This window comes from Streptomyces sp. NPDC056231, from assembly GCF_048270745.1.
GTDB lineage: Bacteria > Actinomycetota > Actinomycetes > Streptomycetales > Streptomycetaceae > Streptomyces.
The window spans coordinates 124,217-145,341 of the sequence record NZ_JBLVKW010000005.1 but is presented as its reverse complement, the minus strand read 5'-3'; the positions used below and the strand labels follow the sequence as shown (position 1 = coordinate 145,341).

The 21,125-nt window shown below is 71.8% G+C and carries 19 protein-coding genes; 8 read left to right on the top strand and 11 right to left on the bottom strand.

The genetic code is table 11. The annotated features are described in order from the left end of the window. Positions 1-88: 88 nt before the first annotated feature. The 4 genes from ACNPQM_RS07135 (at position 89) to ACNPQM_RS07120 (ending at position 4,498) form a co-directional block, all read left to right on the top strand. Positions 89-1,258, top strand: a complete 1,170-nt coding sequence (locus ACNPQM_RS07135; RefSeq protein ID WP_358860668.1) for a hypothetical protein — start codon at positions 89-91, stop codon at positions 1,256-1,258. Then, a complete protein-coding gene (locus ACNPQM_RS07130; protein WP_358860667.1) occupies positions 1,255-2,367 on the top strand; it encodes an effector-associated domain 2-containing protein in 1,113 nt (370 codons plus the stop codon). Before ACNPQM_RS07135 ends, ACNPQM_RS07130 begins: the two co-directional genes overlap by 4 nt. A 101-nt stretch (positions 2,368-2,468) precedes the next feature. Then, positions 2,469-2,651: an aldo/keto reductase gene (locus ACNPQM_RS07125; RefSeq protein WP_358860666.1), complete on the top strand. Its 183-nt coding sequence runs from the start codon at positions 2,469-2,471 to the stop codon at positions 2,649-2,651. Between the two features lie 26 nt (positions 2,652-2,677). Continuing rightward, the gene (locus ACNPQM_RS07120) at positions 2,678-4,498 is read left to right on the top strand and encodes an aKG-HExxH-type peptide beta-hydroxylase (RefSeq protein WP_418083319.1); all 1,821 of its coding nucleotides are present in this window, start codon (positions 2,678-2,680) and stop codon (positions 4,496-4,498) included. Positions 4,499-4,802: 304 nt separating this feature from the next. On the opposite strand, the gene ACNPQM_RS07115 is transcribed toward ACNPQM_RS07120, so the two are convergent. From ACNPQM_RS07115 to xylB, 6 genes are all read right to left on the bottom strand, one after another. Beyond that, positions 4,803-5,354 carry a DUF4232 domain-containing protein gene (locus ACNPQM_RS07115; RefSeq protein WP_418083318.1) on the bottom strand — a complete coding sequence of 184 codons (552 nt, stop codon included), beginning with the start codon at positions 5,352-5,354 and terminating at the stop codon, positions 4,803-4,805. Positions 5,355-5,762: 408 nt separating this feature from the next. Beyond that, positions 5,763-6,161, bottom strand: a complete 399-nt coding sequence (locus tag ACNPQM_RS07110; RefSeq protein WP_358860663.1) for a DUF6221 family protein — start codon at positions 6,159-6,161, stop codon at positions 5,763-5,765. 166 nt (positions 6,162-6,327) lie between these two features. Continuing rightward, complete coding sequence (locus ACNPQM_RS07105; RefSeq protein ID WP_418083317.1) at positions 6,328-7,695, bottom strand: cytochrome P450; 1,368 nt, start codon at positions 7,693-7,695, stop codon at positions 6,328-6,330. A gap of 324 nt (positions 7,696-8,019) precedes the next feature. Continuing rightward, the gene (locus ACNPQM_RS07100) at positions 8,020-8,868 is read right to left on the bottom strand and encodes a hypothetical protein (protein ID WP_418083316.1); all 849 of its coding nucleotides are present in this window, start codon (positions 8,866-8,868) and stop codon (positions 8,020-8,022) included. After that, positions 8,868-10,145: a VWA domain-containing protein gene (locus ACNPQM_RS07095; protein ID WP_418083315.1), complete on the bottom strand. Its 1,278-nt coding sequence runs from the start codon at positions 10,143-10,145 to the stop codon at positions 8,868-8,870. The genes ACNPQM_RS07100 and ACNPQM_RS07095 overlap by 1 nt, the downstream gene beginning before the upstream one ends. 130 nt (positions 10,146-10,275) lie before the next feature. Continuing rightward, positions 10,276-11,772: a xylulokinase gene (xylB, locus tag ACNPQM_RS07090; RefSeq protein WP_418083314.1), complete on the bottom strand. Its 1,497-nt coding sequence runs from the start codon at positions 11,770-11,772 to the stop codon at positions 10,276-10,278. Positions 11,773-12,018: 246 nt separating this feature from the next. Here xylB and xylA point away from each other — a divergent pair, with 246 nt between their 5' ends. Then, positions 12,019-13,188, top strand: coding sequence for a xylose isomerase (gene xylA / locus ACNPQM_RS07085; protein WP_358860658.1), 1,170 nt, complete (start codon positions 12,019-12,021; stop codon positions 13,186-13,188). Between the two features lie 78 nt (positions 13,189-13,266). Here xylA and ACNPQM_RS07080 read toward each other — a convergent pair whose 3' ends face one another. The 4 genes from ACNPQM_RS07080 to ACNPQM_RS07065 all read right to left on the bottom strand — a co-directional run bounded on the left by ACNPQM_RS07080 (position 13,267) and on the right by ACNPQM_RS07065 (position 16,644). Beyond that, positions 13,267-14,556: an ROK family protein gene (locus tag ACNPQM_RS07080; RefSeq protein WP_418083313.1), complete on the bottom strand. Its 1,290-nt coding sequence runs from the start codon at positions 14,554-14,556 to the stop codon at positions 13,267-13,269. A gap of 297 nt (positions 14,557-14,853) precedes the next feature. After that, positions 14,854-15,474 (bottom strand): DUF305 domain-containing protein, encoded by a 621-nt coding sequence (locus tag ACNPQM_RS07075; protein WP_418083371.1) that lies wholly within the window; start codon positions 15,472-15,474, stop codon positions 14,854-14,856. 26 nt (positions 15,475-15,500) lie between these two features. Continuing rightward, entirely contained in the window at positions 15,501-16,151 is a 651-nt protein-coding gene (locus ACNPQM_RS07070) for a DUF3105 domain-containing protein (protein ID WP_358860655.1), read from the bottom strand. A gap of 64 nt (positions 16,152-16,215) precedes the next feature. Beyond that, positions 16,216-16,644, bottom strand: coding sequence for a hypothetical protein (locus ACNPQM_RS07065; RefSeq protein WP_418083312.1), 429 nt, complete (start codon positions 16,642-16,644; stop codon positions 16,216-16,218). A 101-nt stretch (positions 16,645-16,745) separates the two neighbouring features. On the opposite strand from ACNPQM_RS07065, the gene ACNPQM_RS07060 reads away from it, so the two are divergent. Further along, entirely contained in the window at positions 16,746-17,555 is an 810-nt protein-coding gene (locus ACNPQM_RS07060; RefSeq protein ID WP_418083311.1) for a phospholipid scramblase-related protein, read from the top strand. 448 nt (positions 17,556-18,003) lie between these two features. Continuing rightward, positions 18,004-18,696 carry a pyridoxamine 5'-phosphate oxidase family protein gene (locus ACNPQM_RS07055; RefSeq protein WP_418083310.1) on the top strand — a complete coding sequence of 231 codons (693 nt, stop codon included), beginning with the start codon at positions 18,004-18,006 and terminating at the stop codon, positions 18,694-18,696. Positions 18,697-18,756: 60 nt separating this feature from the next. Here the strand turns inward: ACNPQM_RS07055 and ACNPQM_RS07050 are convergent, their stop codons facing one another. Then, entirely contained in the window at positions 18,757-20,001 is a 1,245-nt protein-coding gene (locus tag ACNPQM_RS07050; protein ID WP_418083309.1) for an MFS transporter, read from the bottom strand. Between the two features lie 133 nt (positions 20,002-20,134). On the opposite strand from ACNPQM_RS07050, the gene ACNPQM_RS07045 reads away from it, so the two are divergent. Then, on the top strand, positions 20,135-21,070 hold the full coding sequence (locus ACNPQM_RS07045) for a LysR family transcriptional regulator (RefSeq protein ID WP_418083308.1): 936 nt from the start codon (positions 20,135-20,137) through the stop codon (positions 21,068-21,070). Positions 21,071-21,125: the final 55 nt, after the last annotated feature.

The following is a 21,125-nucleotide window of genomic DNA, read 5'->3' as shown; positions in this document are numbered from 1 at the left end:
ATCCGCAGGAAGAACTGCCGGACCGGTCCCGCCGTCCATGTGACGCCAGTGGGCCGGCCCGGCAGCAACACAGCAAGGGGGGCGGCACATGACCACGGTGGTCTTCACTCACGGCACAGGTGTGCGTGAACCACACCTCACGGGCCTGCTCGCACAGGTCACGGAGGGCCTCGCCGAAGCGGCGCCCGACGTCCACCTGGTCGCCTATCGTTGGGGCGAGCAGTACGGGGCGAGCCTCGCGGCAGCGGGGGCCAGCATCCCGGACGGTCCTGGCGCCGGAGCCGGCCGGGGTGCCGAGGGCCCGGGAGATCCGGGTGACGAGGCGGAGGGGTGGGCGCGCCTCTACGACGACCCCACGGCCGAACTGGCTCTGGCGGCGGCCGGAGCCACCGCAGGGGCCATCCCGCCGGGCGCCGCCTTCCCGGACGAGCTCCCCAGGGCTCTGCTCCTCGAGCTCGCGGCCGAGGGCGAGGAACGGGCCGACCGGATGGGGCCCGGGCTCGCGCAGGCGGCGGCACAGCTCGCGCGCAGTCCGCTGCTCGCCCCGGCTGCCGAGGCACTGGACGCCGAGACACTGTCGTGGACGCTGGCGCGTGCGCTGACGGCCGCGGTCGTCGCGGCGGCCATCGAGGCCGACGCACCGGTGCAGGGCACCGGCGATGCCCGGGACGCCGCCGTGGCCGCCCTCGCCGCACGGCTCGGCGCCGCCCCGGCGGGGACCGGCCGTGGCCCGGTACTCCGGATGGCTGCGAAGCCCGTCGCACGCCTCGGTTCCCGTTACGCCGTGCGCCGCCGCCGGGCTCTCACCGACGCCGCCCACCCGGCCGCCGGTGACATCCTCAAGTATCTGGCCCGGGGCGAGCCCATGCGGCAGGGACTGCGGGACATGGTCGCCTCCCTGGAACCCCCCGTGGTGCTGCTCGGCCACAGTCTCGGCGGCATCATCGCCCTCGACACCCTGATATCGGGTCCGCCGGCCGGCGTGGAACTACTGGTGACGGTCGGCTCGCAGGGCCCCTTCCTGTACGAGACCGGAGCGCTGCCCTCACTTGCCCACCCCGACACCCTGCCCGGCCATGTACCGCCGTGGCTGAATCTCTACGACCGGCGCGACCTGCTCGGTTACGCAGCAGAGCCGCTCTTCCCCGGACGGGCGACCGACATCCCCACCGACAGCCGACAGCCCTTCCCCGTTGCACACAGCGCCTATTGGAGTGACCGGGCCGTCTACCGGGCGATCGGAGACCTGCTCCCGTGACCCACCAACGTGTCGAGCCCGGCCGCGTCCTGGCACTGGTGGTCGGCATCGAGCAGTACGCGGCCGGCGACAGCTGGAACCTTCCCGGGCCGGTCCGGGACGCACTGCGCTTCCGCGACTGGCTGCTGGAACTCGGCGTCCCCGAGGAAAACGTCCTGCTGCATCTCGCGCCTTCGGGCGGCACCGATCCGGGTGTCCCGTACCGGCCGGCCGACCACGACACCCTGCGGCGTGCCTTCGTGACCGACATCCCGGCCCGCGCCGGAGACGTGCTGTGGGTGTGGTGGGGCGGCCACGGTGTGCTGGACCGAGACGAGCACCTGCGGCTCTACTGCACCGACGCCACCGAGCCGGACCGGCGCAACATCGACGTCGAATCGGCCCGCAGCACGCTGAGAAGTGACGCGGTGACGGGCTTCGGCAGGCAGATCTGGATGGTCGACGCCTGTCAGACGTTCGACGAACGGCACAACTTTCCGCGCTCCTTGCCCGGTGAGCAGTTTCCGGCCGGGCACCGGATCGAGGCCCACGACCAGATCCTGATGTTCGCAGCCGGCCGGGGGCAGCGTGCGGCCAACGATCCCGAGCGGCGGCTTGGTGTGTTCTCGGACATCGTGCTGGACGAACTCCCAGCCGATCTGCTGCCGGATCCCGACGTCCTGTTCGAGTCCGTGCGGGCCCGGCTGACCGCACTGCGGGCGGCAGGCCGCACCGACCAGTTGCCCAGCCTCCTCCTGCACAGACCCGGACGTACCGAGAGCAGTCCGGCGGTGTCACCGCTCCCGCCACCGGCCGGCCCCGGTGGCACTCCGGCGGGCAGGCAGCTGGCCCGGCTCATCGAGGCCCTGCTTGCGTACCCACTCATGAACGACCGTGATGAACGGCAGGCGCTGGTGAACGAGTTGCCGCCCGCCGTGGTCGCGCGCATGCCACGGCACCCGACGCCTCGCACCGACGTGATCGGCATCGTACGTACCCTCAGAGCGCGGCCGGACAGGCTGTGGGAGCTGTACGGCGCAGTGACGCTACTCGACGACGAACCCGCGCGAGCGGCTGAACTCGATTCGGCCATACAGGACTTCCTCGGGGGCACGGGGACGGGAATGTGATCCGCTGGCGTGATCACATGGGTTTCGGGAAGGGGTCCCGTTCGTCATCATGGAGTAAACGGTGGCATCCTGTGCCACCGCTCGCGAAGGGGGAGCGCGCCTTGTACCAGCCGGTACCCGCCGACCGCACAGCTGATCACCTCGAATCCGACGTCATGGATCTGGCCGCAGTGAGCGTCGCCGACCTGCGGCGCCTTCCGGGCCCGGGCCCACGGCTGCTGGAAGAGCTGCAGCGTGCGCGCAGCAACGCCATGGGCGGCAGCGAACCCGGACGGGCCGAATAGCGCAGACGGTCCAGGAGGCACAGTCCATGACAGTAAGCGATGCGTACGCCCCGATCCGCATGCCCGGCCCGTTGTTCGACGAGATTGCCGCAGGCGGCGGCTCGCCCCAGGCCGTCGCGTTCCTGGTGAAGGGCGAGCGGACCCGCCGCCTGCTGCTGCTGCGCGAGCTCCTCGACCGGTTCGACGAGCGCCCCGGCATCCTCGGCCCGCTGGACGCGGCGGCGATATGGCCCGCGCTGGAGGCTGCCGCCGCGCAGGCACCGGAGGCCGTCGAGGAGCTGTTGCTCAGCCCCCAGGTCGGCAGCTGGCTTGCCCACACCCTGCGCCGGCTGCACGGAACCACGTCCGGGCCGCCGCTGTGGGCGGACGCGGGACACATTGCCGCCGTGGCCGCGACGGCCGCTGTACACGCCGGTACGGATACCGAGCTGCTGCTGCCTGCCCGGGGCGCGGCCGTGAGTCTGCCGACGCTCGGGCTGGTCCGGCTCCCGGAGCCCGTCCAGGATGACTTCCACGCGGTCCGTGCCGTGGTGTCCGCAGGGACGGTCACCCTTCGCAGTGAGGACCGGGACGGGCCCCACGGTGGCGGCGTCGTCGTGCGGCCGCTCACCGACCCGGAATCCGCGTCCTGGTGGCCGGTGCACACGCTGCTCGTCGGGCCCGGGGCCCGTGGCGTGCAGCTCGACGACCTCGATCCGTACCGCGACCTGGACGAACCGATTGCCCCGGGCCGGCTGGATCCCGGTGAACTGCGCTCCTGGCAGGCGCTGTTCCGGGACGCCGTCTCGACTCTGCGACGCGGTGCTGCGGGGCCCGGGGGGCTGCGCCCCGAGGAGGTCAGCCGGATCGTCCCCTGGCGCGCCAAGGACGGAGCGCACACGCTTCCCGTTCCGGCCGCCGGGCTCAGCGCCTCCACCGGCGACGCCTTCGCCTCCATGGTGGTGGCCCGCCCCCGGAACGGGCTCGCCCTGGCGGAAACCCTCGTACACGAATTCCAGCACAGCAAACTGGGCGCCCTGCTCCATCTGTTCCCCCTGCTCGACGACGACCGGACCGAACTCCACTACGCGCCGTGGCGCTCCGACCCACGCCACCTGCCGGGACTCCTCCATGGTGCCTATGCCTTCGTCGGAGTGACCGGATTCTGGTTCGACCTGATTGGTGACACCGCGGCCGACCCCGAAGGACGCGCACCGTTCCTCTTCGCGCTGCGCAGGCTCCAGACGCGCATGGTGCTCCGAACGCTGGCCACCCGCGCGTCGCTCACCGTGCCTGGGCGACGGCTCGTCACACGCCTGTCCGAGACCGTCGACAGCTGGCTGCGGGAACCGGTGGACCAGGAAGCGGAAGGCCGGGCCAGGGCAGCGGCGGTCAGCCACCGCGTGGAGTGGCGACTGCGCAATCTGCGCTGCGGCAAGGACGAACAGGAGGCACTCGTCAAGGCGTTGCGCTCCTGTTCGGAGCCGGTACGGGGCGGTGAGCCGGTGGTCGTACCCGCGGGCGACCGCGGGCACTGGCAGGACGAGCGCGGACAGCTGTACCTGCGCAAGAAGCCCGGCCCCCCGTCGACGGCGGACGAGCTGTTGGTCTCAGGGGACGCGGGCGCGGCGCTGGAGGCGTACGCGGCACAGCTGGGCGGCATCGGCCCCCTCGACCGGCACGTGCTGGCCGGCTGGCTGCTCGCCCATGCGGCGCTGCACCCCGAGGACCGGCGCGTGCTGGCCCGGCCCGAGCGGTTCGCGGCGGTACTGGAGGAGGGCGGAGCCCGGAACCGGGCGGAGATCGCCCGGTGGCTGGCGGGACGCGCTCCGGTCCAGGACGGCCCCGCAGTCGTACGGCACGGATGAGCCGGCCCCGCGAGGGAGCCGGCTCATCCGTGCCGTACGGGTATGCGTGCGGGTCAGCCTGCAGAGACGCTGATTCCGTTCGTCTGGATGTCCAGGCCGCCGGACGACGACGTGATCCCGTAGCCGAACTGGACGTCACCAATGGCTTCGTTGCCCCACCAGCCCTTGGTGTCCTTGATCCACTTCAGGATCGGGGGGAGGGGACTGGGACGATGACGGGCTGACCCCCGGGGGCAGCGGCCCGCCGGCGGCCCGGTGCGCGGGGTTGCCGGCGGGCTTCCGCGAGATGTACAGCGTGGGCGGATCAGGCCAGACCGTGGGCCAGGGCTTTGGATGCGGCGGCCGCCGACACCTGCCAGAGTGTGGTGACCGGCTCCCAGACCCGGATCCCCCGGGGCATGCCCACGCCGGCCGCGCCGAACGTGACGCCGTAGTGGGCCGGATCCGCCGCCACGCTCACACTGCCGACCACATGCCCCTCGGTACCCGCCGGATCGGCGGTACGGAGGGCGGCATACGCCCGCTCGCCTGCCGAGAGCACGTAGGGTGCGCTCTCGGCAGGCGGCACGGCCTGGGCGGAGCCGTCCAGCCCCGCGAAGGTGATGGTCGGGATCCGGTCGACGACACAGCTGCGACTGCCACGGTTGGTGACACTGATGCGCACCACGTTCTGCTGACCGCCGGGCGCGGCCTTCACACTGAGGGCCTTCTCCTGGCACACGCCGAGCCGAGAGGCCGCCGCAGGGGCGGCGGGCGCGGTACCGACCGCGGCCGTGGCGCCCGTGGCCGCCAGAACCACAGCGGTGGCAGCGGCCGGGACGGTGAAGCCGGAGGCGATGGTGGGGCGCAGACGCATGATGCTTCTCCCGGAATCTCGACGGCCGGTGATCGCGGCAGGGTGGCCGGCGCGTCCCCGCGAAGGGCTGGCGCGGACGGACCAGATCAGTATCTGCCGTTCTGTTGCGACCTGCCCGCTATGACGGCTGTGAACCTTCTGCCGGGGAGGCGGGAAAACGGGGAGCCGGGGCGCGGGGACGCGCCCCGCGCCCGGTCGGTCGAGGCGGTGTCCCGGCGACGACCGGACGGAGTCGCGGCCACACGAGGCGTGCGAGCCGGGTACGTCAGCGAGCCGGCCGCGGCCCCGCGGCGGCGCGCCGCGACCGATCCGCTCATGGTGTCGGACCCCGGCCCGGCGGGATGCCGGGGCCGGCCCGGTACCGCTCGCGGCCCCGTAACTCGGTCACCATCCCCTGCAAGGGGCTCGTCACTGGGTGAACCGCGGCAGCCACTTGGCCTGATAATCGGGGTGGCCGGCATCCTCCGCCGCCATCTGCCGGACGACGAATCCGAGCCCGACCGCGCGGCCCGAGGGGAAGTCGTGGAGGGGGCGGTCGGCGTCCAGGGCGGCGACCTCCTCGTACTCGTCCAGGAGCACCCTGCTCGTCTCGATGCGGCGGAGCGTACGCGCGGGATCCTGCAGGGCGATGTGGTCGTCGTAGCCATGCATCCGCAGGCTGAACGCGACGGCGCCGGTCCGGTCGTGGACCTCGCCCGGCGCCTCGGCGGGGCACCGCCAACGCTCGCCGCCGGCCGCTCGCGCGACTTGTTCCTCCTCGGCCAGGCGGGCCCGGACAAAGGCCACCATGTCGGAGTTGTCAGTCATCAGGTTCCGCATCCTCCACCGTCGGGTACTGCCTGCCCCGAACCGGCATGATCTCTCGCCGCTCCGGGGCCGGGCTGCTCGTTCAGCACGAGGATGCCGTACGGCGGAAGTCGAGGGCACATCGCGCCCGCGCGTGTTCCGCCATACGGATACGCTCCCCGCCAAGTCACCGCGCCCGCACGGTGGCCAGCACGTCCCGGTCGGGCTGCAGGGTGAGCGTCGGTACGGGGTTGACGTCACCCGGGTCCACGTCCAGTTCGAATCGGCGCGCGAGTACCGCCAGGATCAGCACCGCCTCGACCATCGCGAACCGCGTACCGAGGCAGACCCTGGGTCCGCCGCCGAACGGGAACCAGGCGTATTCCGCGATGTCGTCGCCGTGGTCGGCGTCCCAGCGCTCCGGGCGGAACGCATCGGGCTCCGGGAACCATCGCTCGTCGCGGTGCGTCGCCCACTGGCTGGTCCAGACCCTCGTCCCCTTCGGCATGTCCACTCCGCCGATCCGCGCCCCGTCCTTGGCGACTCCGGTCACCAGCCAGATCGTCGGGTACAGCCGCAGCGTCTCCTTCACCACCGCCTGGGTGTATGTCAGCCGCGCGTAGTCGTCGAATTCCGGTTCCCGGTCGCCGAGGACACGGTCCAGCTCCTCGGCGAGCGCCGCGCGCGTCTGCGGATTGCGCGACAGCAGGTACCACGCCCACACCAGCGTGGAACTGGTCGTCTCGTGCCCGCCGATGTACAGGGTGACGGTCTCGTCGCGGATCTCCTCGTCCGTGAGCTGTGCGCCGGTCTCGTCCACCGCGGTCAGCAGCCGACTCAGCAGGTCGGGACGCTCGCCGTCGCCGTCCCGGTGCCGGGCCACGACCCGGCCCACCTCGGCGTCGATGACCGCGGCGGCCTTCTTGATCCGGGCCCGGCCGGGCGTCGGCACCCAGTCGGGGAGCAGGGCGCCGATGCCGCTGAACTCCTTGCCGATCTCCCGCTGGGCGACATCCATCGCCCGGCCCATCGCCTCGGCGTCCGCCGGGGTGTCCACCCCGAAGATGGTGCGGACCGCGATCTTCTGCGTGAGCGCGGCCATCTCCCGTTTGATGTCGACGCGTTCACCGCCGGACCAGGTGTCCGCGAGCTCCACCGTGCTGCCCGCCATCGTCGCCGCGTACGACCGCACCTGCTTGGGCCGTACCGAGGGCTGCACCAGCGACCTCTTCCGCCGCCAGTCCGGACCACGCGCGACCACCACGCCGTTGCCCATCACGGTACGGAACGCGATGCCCAGGGCCGGCTGATCGAAGGTGCGTTCCGTCTCGGTGAGCAGCTCGCCTATGCACTCCGGATCGGCTATGAACACACAGGGGTGGGGGCCGAAGCGCCATCGCACCATGTCCCCGTACCCGCGCAGCCGCTCGAAGAACTCCAGCGGGTTCTTCCCGAACTGCGGCAGATTCCCGAGGAACGGCAGCCCCTTCGGGCCCGGTACGGGCACGTGGCCGCGCGGTTCGGCATCGGCGGCCGGGCCGGTCTCCGTGGACATGAATGGTCTCCACTCCCTGGTGGCGCACCGGCATCCGGTACGCGGCGACGTGGCTGGACTCCGGGGTTCCGGCAGGGACGGTGACCCCATCGGCCTTGCGGAGTACGTGAGTTGTAGAGGGTATCCGGGTCTCGTTACGGAAGCGCGGTCGCAACGGCGTTGACGCGCACCGGGATCCCGCGTGCGGTTCCGTCCCCACGTGACGGAGACGATGGGCGACCGTCGGGACAACGGCACGCCCTGGGCGGAAACACCGCGGCGCCTTCGCCCCATCGGTGTGGGACGAAGGCGCCGCGGATGAGGGCCGGTTCGCGGCCGGGCGGGTCAGAAGCCCGGCGGGACCCGGGACGGGCGGCCATTGCCGCGGGTGAGGGAGTAGCCGAACATGGCTGCGAGTGCGCCGAGTACGCCGCCGCCGACGGTCCAGATCCAGCGGTCCGTCCACCAGCCGGAGGCCCAGCCGTCGTCCGGCTCGGTGTTGAGCGGGACCCGGGGAGGGGTCTCGCCGCCGTTCGAGGCGTCGTTCGTCGTCTGCTGCGTCGCCGCGTAGCCGATGGGCGCCAGCGGTTCGCTCAGCTTGCCGTCGACGTCGTGGGCGCCGCCCTGGTCGGCCGCCGTCACCTCGACGGCGGTCTGCACCGGCTGCCCGAGGTCGGCCGACGGCAGGTCGACGACCGTCAGGCGCACGTAATAGTTGCCCGGCAGCGGGTCGTTCGCCCACGGCTCGGACCAGGCTCGGACGGTCCGCAGGACGCAGGAGAGTTCGACGGTCGACGCGTCGGCGGCCGCCTTCCTGGTCTGGTGACCGTACATGCAGGCCTGCCGGCGCCGCAGCCCGTCGTACACGTCGACCTGCCAGGTCGAGGCGCCGTGCCGGGTGGTGGCTTCGGGCAGGGTGACCGTCGCCTTGACGGTGGCGCGCTGTCCTGCGTCGGCCGGGAACACCCAGTACAGGTAGTCACCCGTGGATGCCTCGGCGGTGGCGTGCTGGCTCGGCTGGATCACCGTCGCGTTACGGAAGGTGGTGCCCGCCTCGGTGGGTCCCGTACCGACGTCGGAGGCGCTCGGGCTCGGGCTCGCCGACGGATCGTCGGCCGCGGCCGACCCGGCCGATGTCAGCAGGGCCATCCCGGCCAGCAGGGCACCCGCGAGTACCCGTCGTGTACGCACCATCAGTTGGTCCTCCATACAGCGATGCGCCAGCGCGAGATCCAGCCGAAGAGCAGACCCGCGATCAGTCCGGTCAGGACGAGTACGCCCAGGAGCCACCAGCCGCGGCCGAGACCGAACGCGGCGGCATCGGCCGCGTCGTCCGGCGCGTCCACCACGTCGACGGTCAGCTCGACCGGCATGCCGGGTGAGGTCTTCACCGATGCCGGGGCCGAGAAGGAGTTGCTGAGCTGCAGGCAGACGGTCTCCGCGGCCGGCTTGTCCTCGCTGTCCGTGCCGTCCTGCTCGGGCTTGGGGTAGCGCAGCCCGGACGAGATCGCATCGGTGCGACCGGTGCCGGACTCCGAACCCCTGACGATCTCGCGGCCGTGCACGGTCACCGCGCGCAGCAGCACGCCGTAGTCGTTGTTGACGGCACGGTCCGCGGACACGCTCACCGAGGCGCGCAGCTCCTGGCCGGGCAGCACGTCCACCCGGTACCAGCGGTGCTCGCCGATCTTCTCGCGGTCGGTGTAGAGACCCGGCTTGAGCTGAGGCGCGGCGGAGCAGCTGTCCGCGCCCTCGGTGGCCACGGGGGTGACGACGGGCTCGGCCGCCCGGTCCACCAGCTGCTTGACGCGGCCGGAGAGTTCATCGGTGTGCTGAACGGCGGTGTAGGTGCCGCCGGTCGCCTCGGCGATGCAGGTCAGCTGCTCGCGGATCTTGGTGTTCGGCACCAGGCCCAGCGTGTCGATGACGAGGTGGATGCCGCGGGCGGCGATGTCGCGCGCCACCTCGCACGGGTCGAGCGGGCCGCAGGTGTCCTCGCCGTCGCTGATCAGCACGATCCGGCGGGTGGAGTCGCCGCCTTCGAGATCGTCGGCGGCGCCCAGCAGGGCGGGCCCGATCGGGGTCCAGCCGGTGGGGGCCAGCGTCGCGACCGCGGTCTTCGCCTCCACCCGGTCGAGCGGGCCGACCGGGTAGAGCTGCTTGGTGTCCTTGCAGCCGACCTTCCGGTCGTCGCCCGGGTAGTCGGCGCCGAGGGTCCGGATGCCGAGCTGCACCTGCTCCGGCACCGCGTCCAGCACCTCGTTGAACGCCTGCTTCGCCGCGGCCATCCGGGACTGGCCGTCGATGTCACGGGTCCGCATGGAACCGCTGACGTCGAGCACCAGCTCGACCTTGGGGGAGGCTTTGGTGGGGGTTTCAGCGGCGGCGGCGGGGAGGGCCGTGCCGAGCCCGGCGGTCAGGGTGGCGAGCAGGATGCCCACTCCGACCGTCAGCCTTCTTCTTATGATCATCGCCGGATACTAGTGAAGATCACATGCCATCCCCAAACCGGTCCATGGCTGCCGGGATGCTGGTGTCCCGGACCTGCGGGGGCGAGTGACAGTCAGTCAGTGGCCGTTGCAGGACGTGGTGACGGGGTGGCTACCGGTCCCCGCCGAGCAGAGGTCCGGCGGCCCGCTCCAGCACCGAGTTGACCTGATTCCAGGTGTCCATGTCCCGCTCCACGGGCGGAAGTTCGGTGTCCGCCTCGGATTCTCCGGCGGCATTCCAGCCGGTGGCGATCGTGACGGGATCCTCGCCGCAGGCCGCCGCCGCGGCGAGCGCGGCCGCTCCCAGGGCCACCAGTTCGCCGCTGCCGGGCACGATCACGGGCCGCCCCGACAGCCGTCGTACCGTCTCCACCCAGGCGCGCCCCTGCGCGCCGCCGCCGATCAGACGCAGCGGGCGGGCGGCGACCTCGGGGTCGGCCGGGTCGAGTCCGCAGGACCGCAGGAGCTCGTCCAGGGCGCGCAGTACGGTGGCGACCGCGCCTTCGTAGGCGGCGCCGAGCAGTTGCTGCGGGGTGGTGTCGTGCCGGAGTCCGGTGAGCACGCCGGAGGCGGTGGGCAGATCGGGGGTCCGCTCGCCGTCGAGATAGGGGAGGAGTACCGCCTCGCCGCCGGGTGCCGCGTCGTCGCGGTCCAGGCCGAGCAGGGCGGCGACCTTGTCCACGGCGAGGGTGCAGTTCAGCGTGCAGGCCAACGGGAGGTACGTACCGTCGGCCGCGGCGAAACCGGAGAGCGCCGCCGATGCGGGCCGGGTCCGGGAGGCGGCGAAGACCGTACCCGAGGTGCCGAGGCTGAGAACGGGGTGGTCCAGCAGTCCGGCGCCGCCGAGACCGAGGCCGACGGCGGCACTCATGTTGTCGCCCGTGCCCGCCGCCACGGCGATCCCGGCCGGCAGGCCGAGCGCCTGCGCCGCCTCGCCGGTCAGTGAACCGGCGCGGGACGCACCCGTCTCGGCCACCTCGGGCAGCAACGCGGCGTTCAGGCCGAGCAGTTCGAGCAGCTCGGGGTCGTACGCGCCGGTGGCGGTGGAGTACCAGCAGGTGCCCGACGCGTCGCCGGGGTCGGTGACGGCCGCGCCCGTCAGCCGTTCGGTGAGGAAGTCGTGGGGGAGACGGATCGCGGTGGCCGCGGCGGCGGTCTCCGGCTCGTTCTCACGCAGCCACTGCCACTTCGACGCGGTCATCGAAGCCACCGGAACCGAGCCGGTGCGGGCCGTCCAGGCGTCCGCACCGCCCAGTGCGGCGGTGAGGGCAGCGGCCTGCGGGGCGGAGCGGGTGTCGTTCCACAGCAGGGCCGGGCGCAGCGGGCGGCCCGTACGGTCGAGGGTGACCAGGCCGTGCTGCTGACCGGCGACCGCGATGCCGGTGACGGTCGCGGCGGGCACGCCGGACTCCTTCAGGCCGGCGGCGACGGCGGTGCGCAGCGCCTGCCACCACACCACGGGGTCGGTCTCGCGGGCCCCCGCCTCGCCCGTGACGACATGCGGGGCGCGTCCGACGGCGAGCAGCTGACCGGTTGCGGCGTCGACGAAGGCAGCCTTGGTGGACTGGGTGGAGCTGTCCACGCCGATGACGACGGTACGCGGCGGCATGGGGATACCTCATTCTCGCGGTGTGGGGGCCACGGTGGGCGGTAGGGCCGGCACGATCCATTTGATCGTACGGAAAACAAATTACGCGATCGAGCCGGCCCGGAACAGGGGTCACCCTCGACACCCCGTGGTGGGGGGTTTACGTCTCCGCCAGGCGCCATGCATGATTAGTCATGACACTGAACAAATAGGGATTCGGCGGCCTCCACCGGTCGTGGACCCGATGGCACCGAAGGTGGTCGGACAATGACGGAACGCTTCAAGCCCGCTCCGGGGGACAAGTTCACCTTCGGCCTGTGGACCGTGGGCTGGCAGGGGCGCGACCCGTTCGGCGACGCGACCCGCGCGGCGATCGACCCCGTCGAGACCGTGCAGCGCCTCGCCGAGCTGGGTGCGTACGGGGTGACCTTCCACGACGACGACCTGATCCCGTTCGGCTCGTCGGACACCGAGCGCGAGAGCATCGTGAAGCGGTTCCGGCAGACGCTGGACGCGGCCGGGCTCGTCGTGCCCATGGCGACGACGAACCTCTTCACCCACCCCGTCTTCAAGGACGGCGGGTTCACCGCCAACGACCGGGACGTACGCCGGTACGCGCTGCGCAAGACCCTCCGCAACATCGACCTCGCCGTCGAGCTGGGCGCCACCACCTATGTGGCGTGGGGCGGCCGCGAAGGCGCCGAGTCGGGCGGAGCGAAGGACATCCGGGTCGCTCTCGACCGGATGAAGGAGGCCTTCGACCTGCTCGGTGACTACGTCGCCGAGCAGGGGTACGACCTGAAGTTCGCCATCGAGCCCAAGCCGAACGAGCCGCGCGGCGACATCCTGCTGCCGACCATCGGCCACGCCCTCGCCTTCATCGAGCGCCTGGAGCGCCCGGAACTCGTCGGCGTCAACCCGGAGACCGGCCACGAGCAGATGGCCGGGCTGAACTTCCCGCACGGCATCGCGCAGGCCATCTGGGCGGGCAAGCTCTTCCACATCGACCTCAACGGCCAGTCCGGCATCAAGTACGACCAGGACCTGCGCTTCGGCGCCGGTGACCTGCGCCAGGCGTTCTGGCTCGTCGACCTGCTGGAGACCGCCGGTTACCAGGGCCCGCGCCACTTCGACTTCAAGCCGCCGCGGACCGAGGACTACGACGGTGTCTGGGCGTCGGCCGCGGGCTGCATGCGCAACTACCTCATCCTCAAGGAGCGCGCTGCCGCCTTCCGTGCCGACCCGGCGGTCCAGGAGGCGCTCCGCGCGTCCCGGCTCGACGAGCTGGCCCGGCCGACGGCCGAGGACGGCTTGGCGGGGCTGCTGGCCGACCGCTCGGCGTTCGAGGACTTCGACGTGAACGCGGCGGCCGAGCGCGGCATGGCGTTCGAGGTGCTGGACCAGCTGGCGATGGACCACCTTCTCGGGGTCCGCTGACAGCACGGGCGGATGCTGCGGGGCCGTACCTGTGCCAGGCAGGCCCGCCCCCGCGTTGGAGTCCGGGTCGTACCTGTCTCAGGCGGGCGCGGCCCGGCTCCGGTTTCGGCCCGCCACCTGCGCCGCGTACGCCACCTGCGCCGCGTACGCCACCGGGTCGGTCAGTACGTCCTGCATCACCAGCGCCGCCGCACCCCGTGCCGCGTCGCCCGCGACCGACGAGGCGCGCAGCCGGCCGCCGCGCGGGGACCACAGCCCGGACACCACCCGGCCCGTCAGCTCCTCGTCGACGGACGGCGACAGCCACGGCATCAGGCCCCGGTATATCCCGCCGAGCACCACCGCGTCCGGGTCGAGCAGATTCACCGCTCCGGACAGCACCCGCCCCAGCATCCGGCCCGCCTCCACCACGGCGGCCACGGCCCGCCCGTCCCCGGCCCGGGCGCGCCGCTGCAGCTCGGCCACCCCGATGCCGCTGCCGGTCTCCTCGATCCCGGCCGCCCGCAGCAGCGCCGCCTGTCCCGCGTACTGCTCCAGACAGCCGCGCGAACCGCACCGGCACTCCGGCCCCTGCGCGTCCACCACCACATGCCCGATCTCACCGGCGAACCCGTGCGCACCGCGCAGCAGTTCACCGTCGATGACCAGGGCGCCACCGACGCCGATCTCGCCCGTCAGATACAGAAAGCTGCGGATCTCGTCGAGCCCGCCGAACCATAGCTCGGCCAGCGCCGCCAGATTGGCCTCGTTCTCCGAACTCACCGGCACTTCCGGCTGGTCGGGGCGCAGCGCGGCGAGTGACGCGGCGAAGAGTTCCTCCGCCGGGACCTGATTCCAGCCCAGGTTGGGCGCCTGGCGCACCGTGCCGCCGGACACCAGTCCGGGCAGCGCCAGGGCCACCCCGACCGGGAACAGCTCCTGTTCGGCCGCCGAATCCAGGGTGCGGGCCGCGATCCGGGCCGCCCGTGCCAGCACCTCGGCGGGCGGAGCGCCCCGGTTGTCGAGGTGTTCCGTCAGCCGGACCCGGCCGGTGCCCGCCAGGTCCACGACACAGACCGACACATAGTCGATGTTGACCTCGACGCCGAGCCCGGCAGGGCCGGTGCGCGCCACCTTGAGTGCGGTGCCGGGGCGCCCGGCCTGCCCGCTGAACGTCTTGCCGGACTCGGTGAGGAACCCGCTGTCGAGCAGCTGCTCGACCAGCGAGGACACGGCGGCACGGGTCAGCCCCACGCGTGCGGCCACCCCGGCCCTGGTTGCCTCGCGCTCGCCCTCGTCGCGGACGGCCCGCAGCACCAGGCTGAGGTTGCTCCGTCGCACGGTGTCCTTGTCGGCCTTGGGCCCCAGCGTCGTGAGGTTGCTCTTCATGTCGCTGCTGAGCCTATGCGATTGCGCACGTCAGTACGGTCCGGAGCGGGCACCGGCTCCCCTCGCCGTATGCGGCGGAACCCGCCGTGTTCAGGTGCGGACCGCGACCGCGGGTGACCGGGTGCGGTCGCCGACGTGCCGTTCGCCGCAGCGACGCATGCACGCTCGAGGTCAGCCCGCAGACGGAATGCAGCCCCGGCGCGTCCACAGCCGGTCGTCGTCCCCCGGACCGCGTCGGCCGGGGCGTGGTGGCCGCGTACACATGTACACGGGACCACCACGCCCCGGCCGACCGGCTCATGCCGTGGCGCCGCGCTCCTTCAGCATGTCGGCCATCAGCCTGATCTCCGACTGCTGGCCCAGGACCATGCCCGCCGCCAGATTCCTGATCTCGTCCGTGCCCGCAGCGTCGGCCGCCGCCTGCGCCATCTCCGCACCGGCCCGGTGGTGCTCGGTCATCAGGCGGAGGAACCGCACCTCGGCGTCCTTGCCCTTCGCCGCCCGCAGCGCGTCCAGCTCGGTGTCGGTCGCCATGCCCGGCATCAGCGAACCGTCGCCCCGGGGGACGACGGTGTGACCCATCCACTCCATCGGCGGGCGACCGGAACTCTTGGCGCGGCCCCAGATCTCCAGCCAGCCGAGCATCATGCCGCGCTGATTGGCCTGCGTGTTGATGATGTCGTACGCGAGCCGCCGCACGTCCTCGTCGGATGTCCGGTCCCGGACGATGAACGACATCTCGACCGCCTGCTGATGGTGGATCGACATGTCACGTGCGAACCCCACATCGACCGATGTCTCCGCGGGCGGGGCCGACCGGCCCGCTCCTTGCGCGAGGGACGACGAGGACGGCCGTACGAGCATGAGTGCCACCAGCCCCAGGGCCAGCAGCAGCACCGCAGCACCCGCCAGCACCATCGACCGCGGCGCGCGGACCGAGGACGTCACTTGGCGATCCCGCCGGTGCAGGCGGCGCCCGGCTCCGGTGTCTGCGGTCCCTGGACGTACTTGGTGAAGAACTGCGCCACGCGTGGGTCGGTCGCGCTCTTCACCCTGACCTGCTTGCCCCAGGCGCTGAGGATCAGCGGGGCGTCCTGGTCCTTCACAGGGCTCATGAGCGAGTACGGGGTCTTGGCGACGCGGTCCGCGAGCTTCTTGATGTCGGCAGGCTGCGCCTTGTCGTTGTACGTGACCCAGACCGCGCCGTGCTCCAGCGAGTGGACGGCGTTCTCGTTCGGGATCGCTTCGGTGTAGACGTCGGCGTCGCAGTTCATCCAGACGGGGTTGTGGTCGCCACCGACCGGCGGGTTCATCGGGTAGTCGACCGGCTTCTCGACATGGTCCCGGGCGAGCTTGTCCCAGCTCCGCTCGCCCTGGACGGGCGAGGACTTGGCCTTCTCCTCGGCCTGGTCCTGCTTGTCGGCTGCGGACATCAGATAGCCGCCGCCCGCGACGAGTGCGGCGACGACGGCGACGGAGGCGGAGATGGTGATGATGCGGTTCCTGCGCTCGCGGGCCCGCTCCTTGCGGCGGGCCTCCTCGAGCTTGGCGCGGCGCGCGGCGGCAGGTGTGTTCTGCTTCTTGGCGGAAGCCATGGAGAGTCCTCGGGTTCAACACGATGTACGGAAAGAGGGCAGGGCGGGAGAACGGGCCCTGCTTCTAAATGCGTTGAACCTGAAGGCGGAGATGGTCGACGGCGCCCACGGCGTCGTTGGAGGGGCCGCGGATGCCGGCGGCGCCGACGAGGGGGCCGACCGGCGCGGTGACCGCCGAGCCTGGGAGCGCGACAGGTGCGGCCTGGGCGGGCATCACGACGGGCTTCGCGTGCTCCGAGACGCCATGGCAGGAACTGCTGACGCCCCGGTCCTCCGAAGCGACGGCCACGACGATCCGCGCAGCCGGGGCCGGGGCCGGAGTCAGGGCCGGCGCCGCGGTCGCGGTTCGGGCCGTGGCGTGGTGTGCGGTCGCGCCCATCGTGGCGAGCGAACAGCACGAGACCATGGTCAGCACGATGAGCAGCCAGCCGAGAACGGCCGACGCGCGGGCGCCGTCCCGTCGTCGGCCGGTCCGTTCACTGAGTCTGGTCATCCCCGGCATGCTACCCGGTGTGTGAAGTTTCAACGAGTGCCGGTCGGCCTACTGTGACGGGTGGGGCATGCTCTGCCGGATCGGCGGGATAGTGTGCCCCGGTGACATCGCATTCGAACGTATCTGCGGGCTGGTATCCGGATCCGCACGGCATGCCCCAATTGCTGCGCTACTGGGACGGTTCCCAGTGGACCGAGCACACGAACCCGGCCGGCGGACAGCAGTCCCACGCGCCTGCGCAGGCTCCCGCTCAGGTCCAGGTGCCCCACCAGCAGGCCGCCCCTCAGCAGCAGGGTGCGGCTCCCGGCGGTGCCACGCTCTTCAATCAGCAGGTCCTGGTCGTGAACCAGAAGGCCAAACTGATCGAGCTGACGAACGAGTACCGCGTCTTCGATCAGCAGGGCAACGCGATCGGCTCGGTCACCGAGGTCGGCCAGAGCGTGCTGCGCAAGGTGCTGCGGTTCGCCTCCAGCGTCGATCAGTTTCTGACCCACAAGCTGGAGATCCGTGACGCGTACGGGCGGCCGCAGCTGCTGCTGACCCGGCCGGCGAAGCTCATCAAGTCCCGGGTCGTCGTGCAGCGCCCGGACGGGCAGCCGGTCGGCGAGATCGTGCAGCAGAACGTTCTGGGCAAGATCAACTTTGCCATCATGGTGGACGGCCGGCAGGTCGGTGCCATCAAGGCGGAGAACTGGCGCGCCTGGAACTTCGCGATCGTCGACCACAACGACGCCGAGATCGCCCGGATCACCAAGACCTGGGAAGGCCTCGCGAAGACGATGTTCACGACGGCGGACAACTACGTGCTGCAGATCCATTACCAGCTGCCCGAACCGCTGCTCAGCCTCGTCCTGGCGACGGCCCTGACCGTGGACACGGCCCTGAAGCAGGACGACCGCGGCCTCGGCTGACGGGATTCTGCCGTACGCGGCAGCCTGCGCCCTCGTGCGTTCGCGTATGGGGCGCGGGATGCCGCGGTCTCGTGGCCGGCCTCATCGGCCCCGGCCGATGAGGCGGAGCGGGAGGCAGCCCGGCTCCACGCCTTGCTGGAAGGGCTCGCCGTGCACGACGCCATGCGCCCGGACGTCGACACCCCGACGCGCTGCGCGCCGTCATCGCCGATCACCTGGCCGAGCTGCGAGCTCCACGGACCACTCACGCGCCGACGCCATCCTGAGGGCTGTCCCGTAATCCCTGGCGGGCGCACGCCGCGCGCACCCAGCCCCGCTCCTCCTCCCGCCCCCCATGTGCCGGTCGGTCTTCATCCGGGCAACAGTATCCGTTGTGAAACAAGTCACTCCCAACGAATATCGTCAGATCAGTGGCTTGAAATCGCCAACATCGATAGCGTCTGCCAGCATGACTGAGGAGACATCAGGCACCCTCCTGCCCGTCACGGAGCGCACCCGCCATCGACGCCTGCGGGAGCAGGGCAGCCGGAGCCGGGCGGATCTCGGCGCGATTCTGGACGCGGGGTTCCTGTGCCATCTCGGCGTGGTCGTCGACGGCGCCCCGATGGTGGTCCCGACCGTGTACGGAGCGGATGAGAGCACGGTCTATTTTCATGGCTCCGTGGCAAGCCGGAGCCTGCTCGCCGCGCCGAACGCGTCGGTGTGCCTGACCGTCACGCACGTCGACGGCCTCGTCCTCGCGCGCTCGGTGTTCGAGCACGGGGTCAACTACCGCAGCGCGATGATCTACGGCATACCGCGAGCCGTGACCGACCCCGAGGAGAAGCTCTACGGCTTGCGCTGCCTCACCGAGCACGTCGCCGCGGGCCAGTGGGGCTACGCACGCCTCCCCAACCGCAAGGAACTCGCGGCGACCGCACTGCTGGCACTCCCGCTCGACGAGGCCTCCGTCAAAGTGCGCACCGGCCCGCCGGACGACGGCGACGGACCCGACGCCGAACTGGGCCTATGGGCGGGCGTTCTCCCCATGCGTACGGAATGGGGGGAACCGGAACCGGACCCGGCGCTCTCGGAGCATGTCCCCGTACCGCCCCACATCGTCCATCTGGCCACGCACGGGATGTCGCGCAGCCGCGGGTGAGCAGCAGCGGTTCCACGGTGATCAGGTCGGGATGCCGGTGATGCCGCCGATGACGGACCGTCAGGTGTGGTTCGGTGCCGGCTCCGGTTCGGAGGGAAGCGCTGCCGCGCGACGGGGGAGCAGCAGCGGGGTCGCCAGCAGGAGCACGCCGGCCAGGCCGATGGCCGTGCGCGGGCCGAGCAGGCCGCCCAGCACGCCCCAGGCGGCTGTCAGGAGTGCGGTCGAGGCCTTGGTCGTCACGGCCCAGGCGGACAGTGTGCGGGTGACCCGGTCGGTCGCGGTGCGCTCGAGACGGTAGGTGGCGTAGACGGGGTTGAAGACCCCGCAGCAGAAGATGAGTCCGAGCTCGACGCCGATCACCAGCAGCAGTCCTGCGGTGCCCGGCCCCAGGAAGGCGAGGCCGACGGGCCAGATCGCGCGCAGCGCCCCGGTCGCGACCAGGACCTGGTGCTGTCCGAACCGGGTGACGAGCGGTCGGGCCAGCCGCGAACCGAGCAGCCCGCCGATCGAGGGCGCGGCGAAGGCGAGACCGTACTGCCACGGTGTGAACCCCAGTCGGCCCAGCATCAGGACGGCCAGCAGCGGCTGGGTGGCCATCACCAGGCCGTTGAACAAGGCGGTGTTGAAGAACAGCGGGCGCAGCGTCGCGTCGGCGAGGATGTAACGCCAGCCGTCGAGCAGGTCCCGGGCCCGCACGCGCGCGGCCTCCTGGCGCTCGGGCTGCGGCTCGTGCCCGCCCGTCGCGCGGATGCCCAGGGCTGACAGCAGGTAGCTGACCGCGTCGGCCACCACCGTCGCCACCGGACCGAGGAGCCCGATTGCCACGCCGCCCAGCGGCGGTCCGATGATCGTGGTCGTCCAGGCTGTCGACTCGAATCGGGCGTTGGCGACGAGCAGGTCCTCGGCCGGCAGCAGCGTCTTCAGGTACGCGCCGGAGGCCGCGCGGAAGGTGATGTCGGACGCCGCGACGACGACCGAGACCAGCAGGAGCTGAAGGAAGGTGAGCACGCCGAGGGCGAAGGCGGCGGGGATCGTCAGCAGCGCAGCGAACCGCGCCAGGTCCATCGCGATCAGTACGGGCCGCTTGCGGCGGAACTCCACCCACGGCCCGAGCGGCACCGCCACGGCCGCGCCCACCGCCGCCCCCGCGGAGGAGAGCGCGGCGACCTCGGCCGGTCCGGCGTGCAGCACCTGGATGGCGATCAGCGGCAACGCGCCGAAGGCGAGCCACGTGCCGAGCGCGCTGGTCCCGTAGGCCGCCCACAACCACCCGAACGGCCGCCCCAGCCGGTGCCCGCTCCTCATCCCCGCCACCCCTCGCCACTCGCCTGCACAACCGATCCGTGATCGGAAGCATCAAAGCGAGCACCGTGCCCGGGGATCAAACAACTGCAGGGCCGCCGACCACAACCATCGGTTGTGCCCATAGGGTGTCGGCATGGACCTCGACACCGTCCGGACCTTCGTCGCCGTCGCGCAAGCGGGGCAGTTCCAGGAGGCCGCCGCCGAGCTGGCGGTCACCCAGCAGGCCGTCTCCAAGCGCATCGCCGCGCTGGAGCGCGACCTCGGGGTGCGGCTGTTCACCCGCACCCCGCGCGGCGCCGAGCTCACCATCGACGGGCAGGCGTTCCTGCCCCACGCGCACGAGCTGCTGCGCGTCGCCGAGCGCGCGGTCACGTCCGTGCGCACCGGCCACCGTCCGCTGCGCGTCGACGTGATCGCCTCGCGCAGCGCGCAGTCGGGCCTGATGCGCGGCTTCCACAGCGCGCACCCCGAGATCGACCTCGACGTGGTGATGCTGTTCGACATCGAGACGGCCGTCGCCGCCGTCCGGTCCGGTGCGATCGACGCCTCCTTCCGAGCCGTCGCCGCGCCCGGCCGGCCCCTTCCCGCGGACATCGAGTCCGTCCGCGTCCTCGACGAGCCGCTCCAGCTCCTCACCGGCCCCGCCCACGCGCTGGCGCGCGCCCGGGCGGTGACCCTCGCCCAGCTCACCGGGCACCGGATCTGGATGCCCGGCATCGTCCCCGGTACCGAGTGGACCGCCTACTACGACGACCTCGTCGCCGAGTTCGGCCTCACCATCGAGGCGACCGGCCCCAACTTCGGCTCCGACGCGCTCCTGGACACCATCGCCGACACCCCGGCCCTGGCCACCTTCATGGGCGAGCACAGCCGCCTCATCTGGCCCGCGGGCCACGGCCTGCGGCGCATCCCGGTGATCGACCCGACACCTGTCTACCCGCACTCGCTCCTCTGGCACCGCGACAACCCCCACCCCGCGCTGGCCACCCTCCGCGCCTACCTCGCCGCCACAGCGGCCGGTCCCGACGCCGCCGGAACCTGGGCGCCGGGCTGGGTGCTTCCGCGCTGAATGCCTCCGCGCCTGCGATCGTCGTGGCCGGACGTGGGTCTCCGTACGGTGGTGC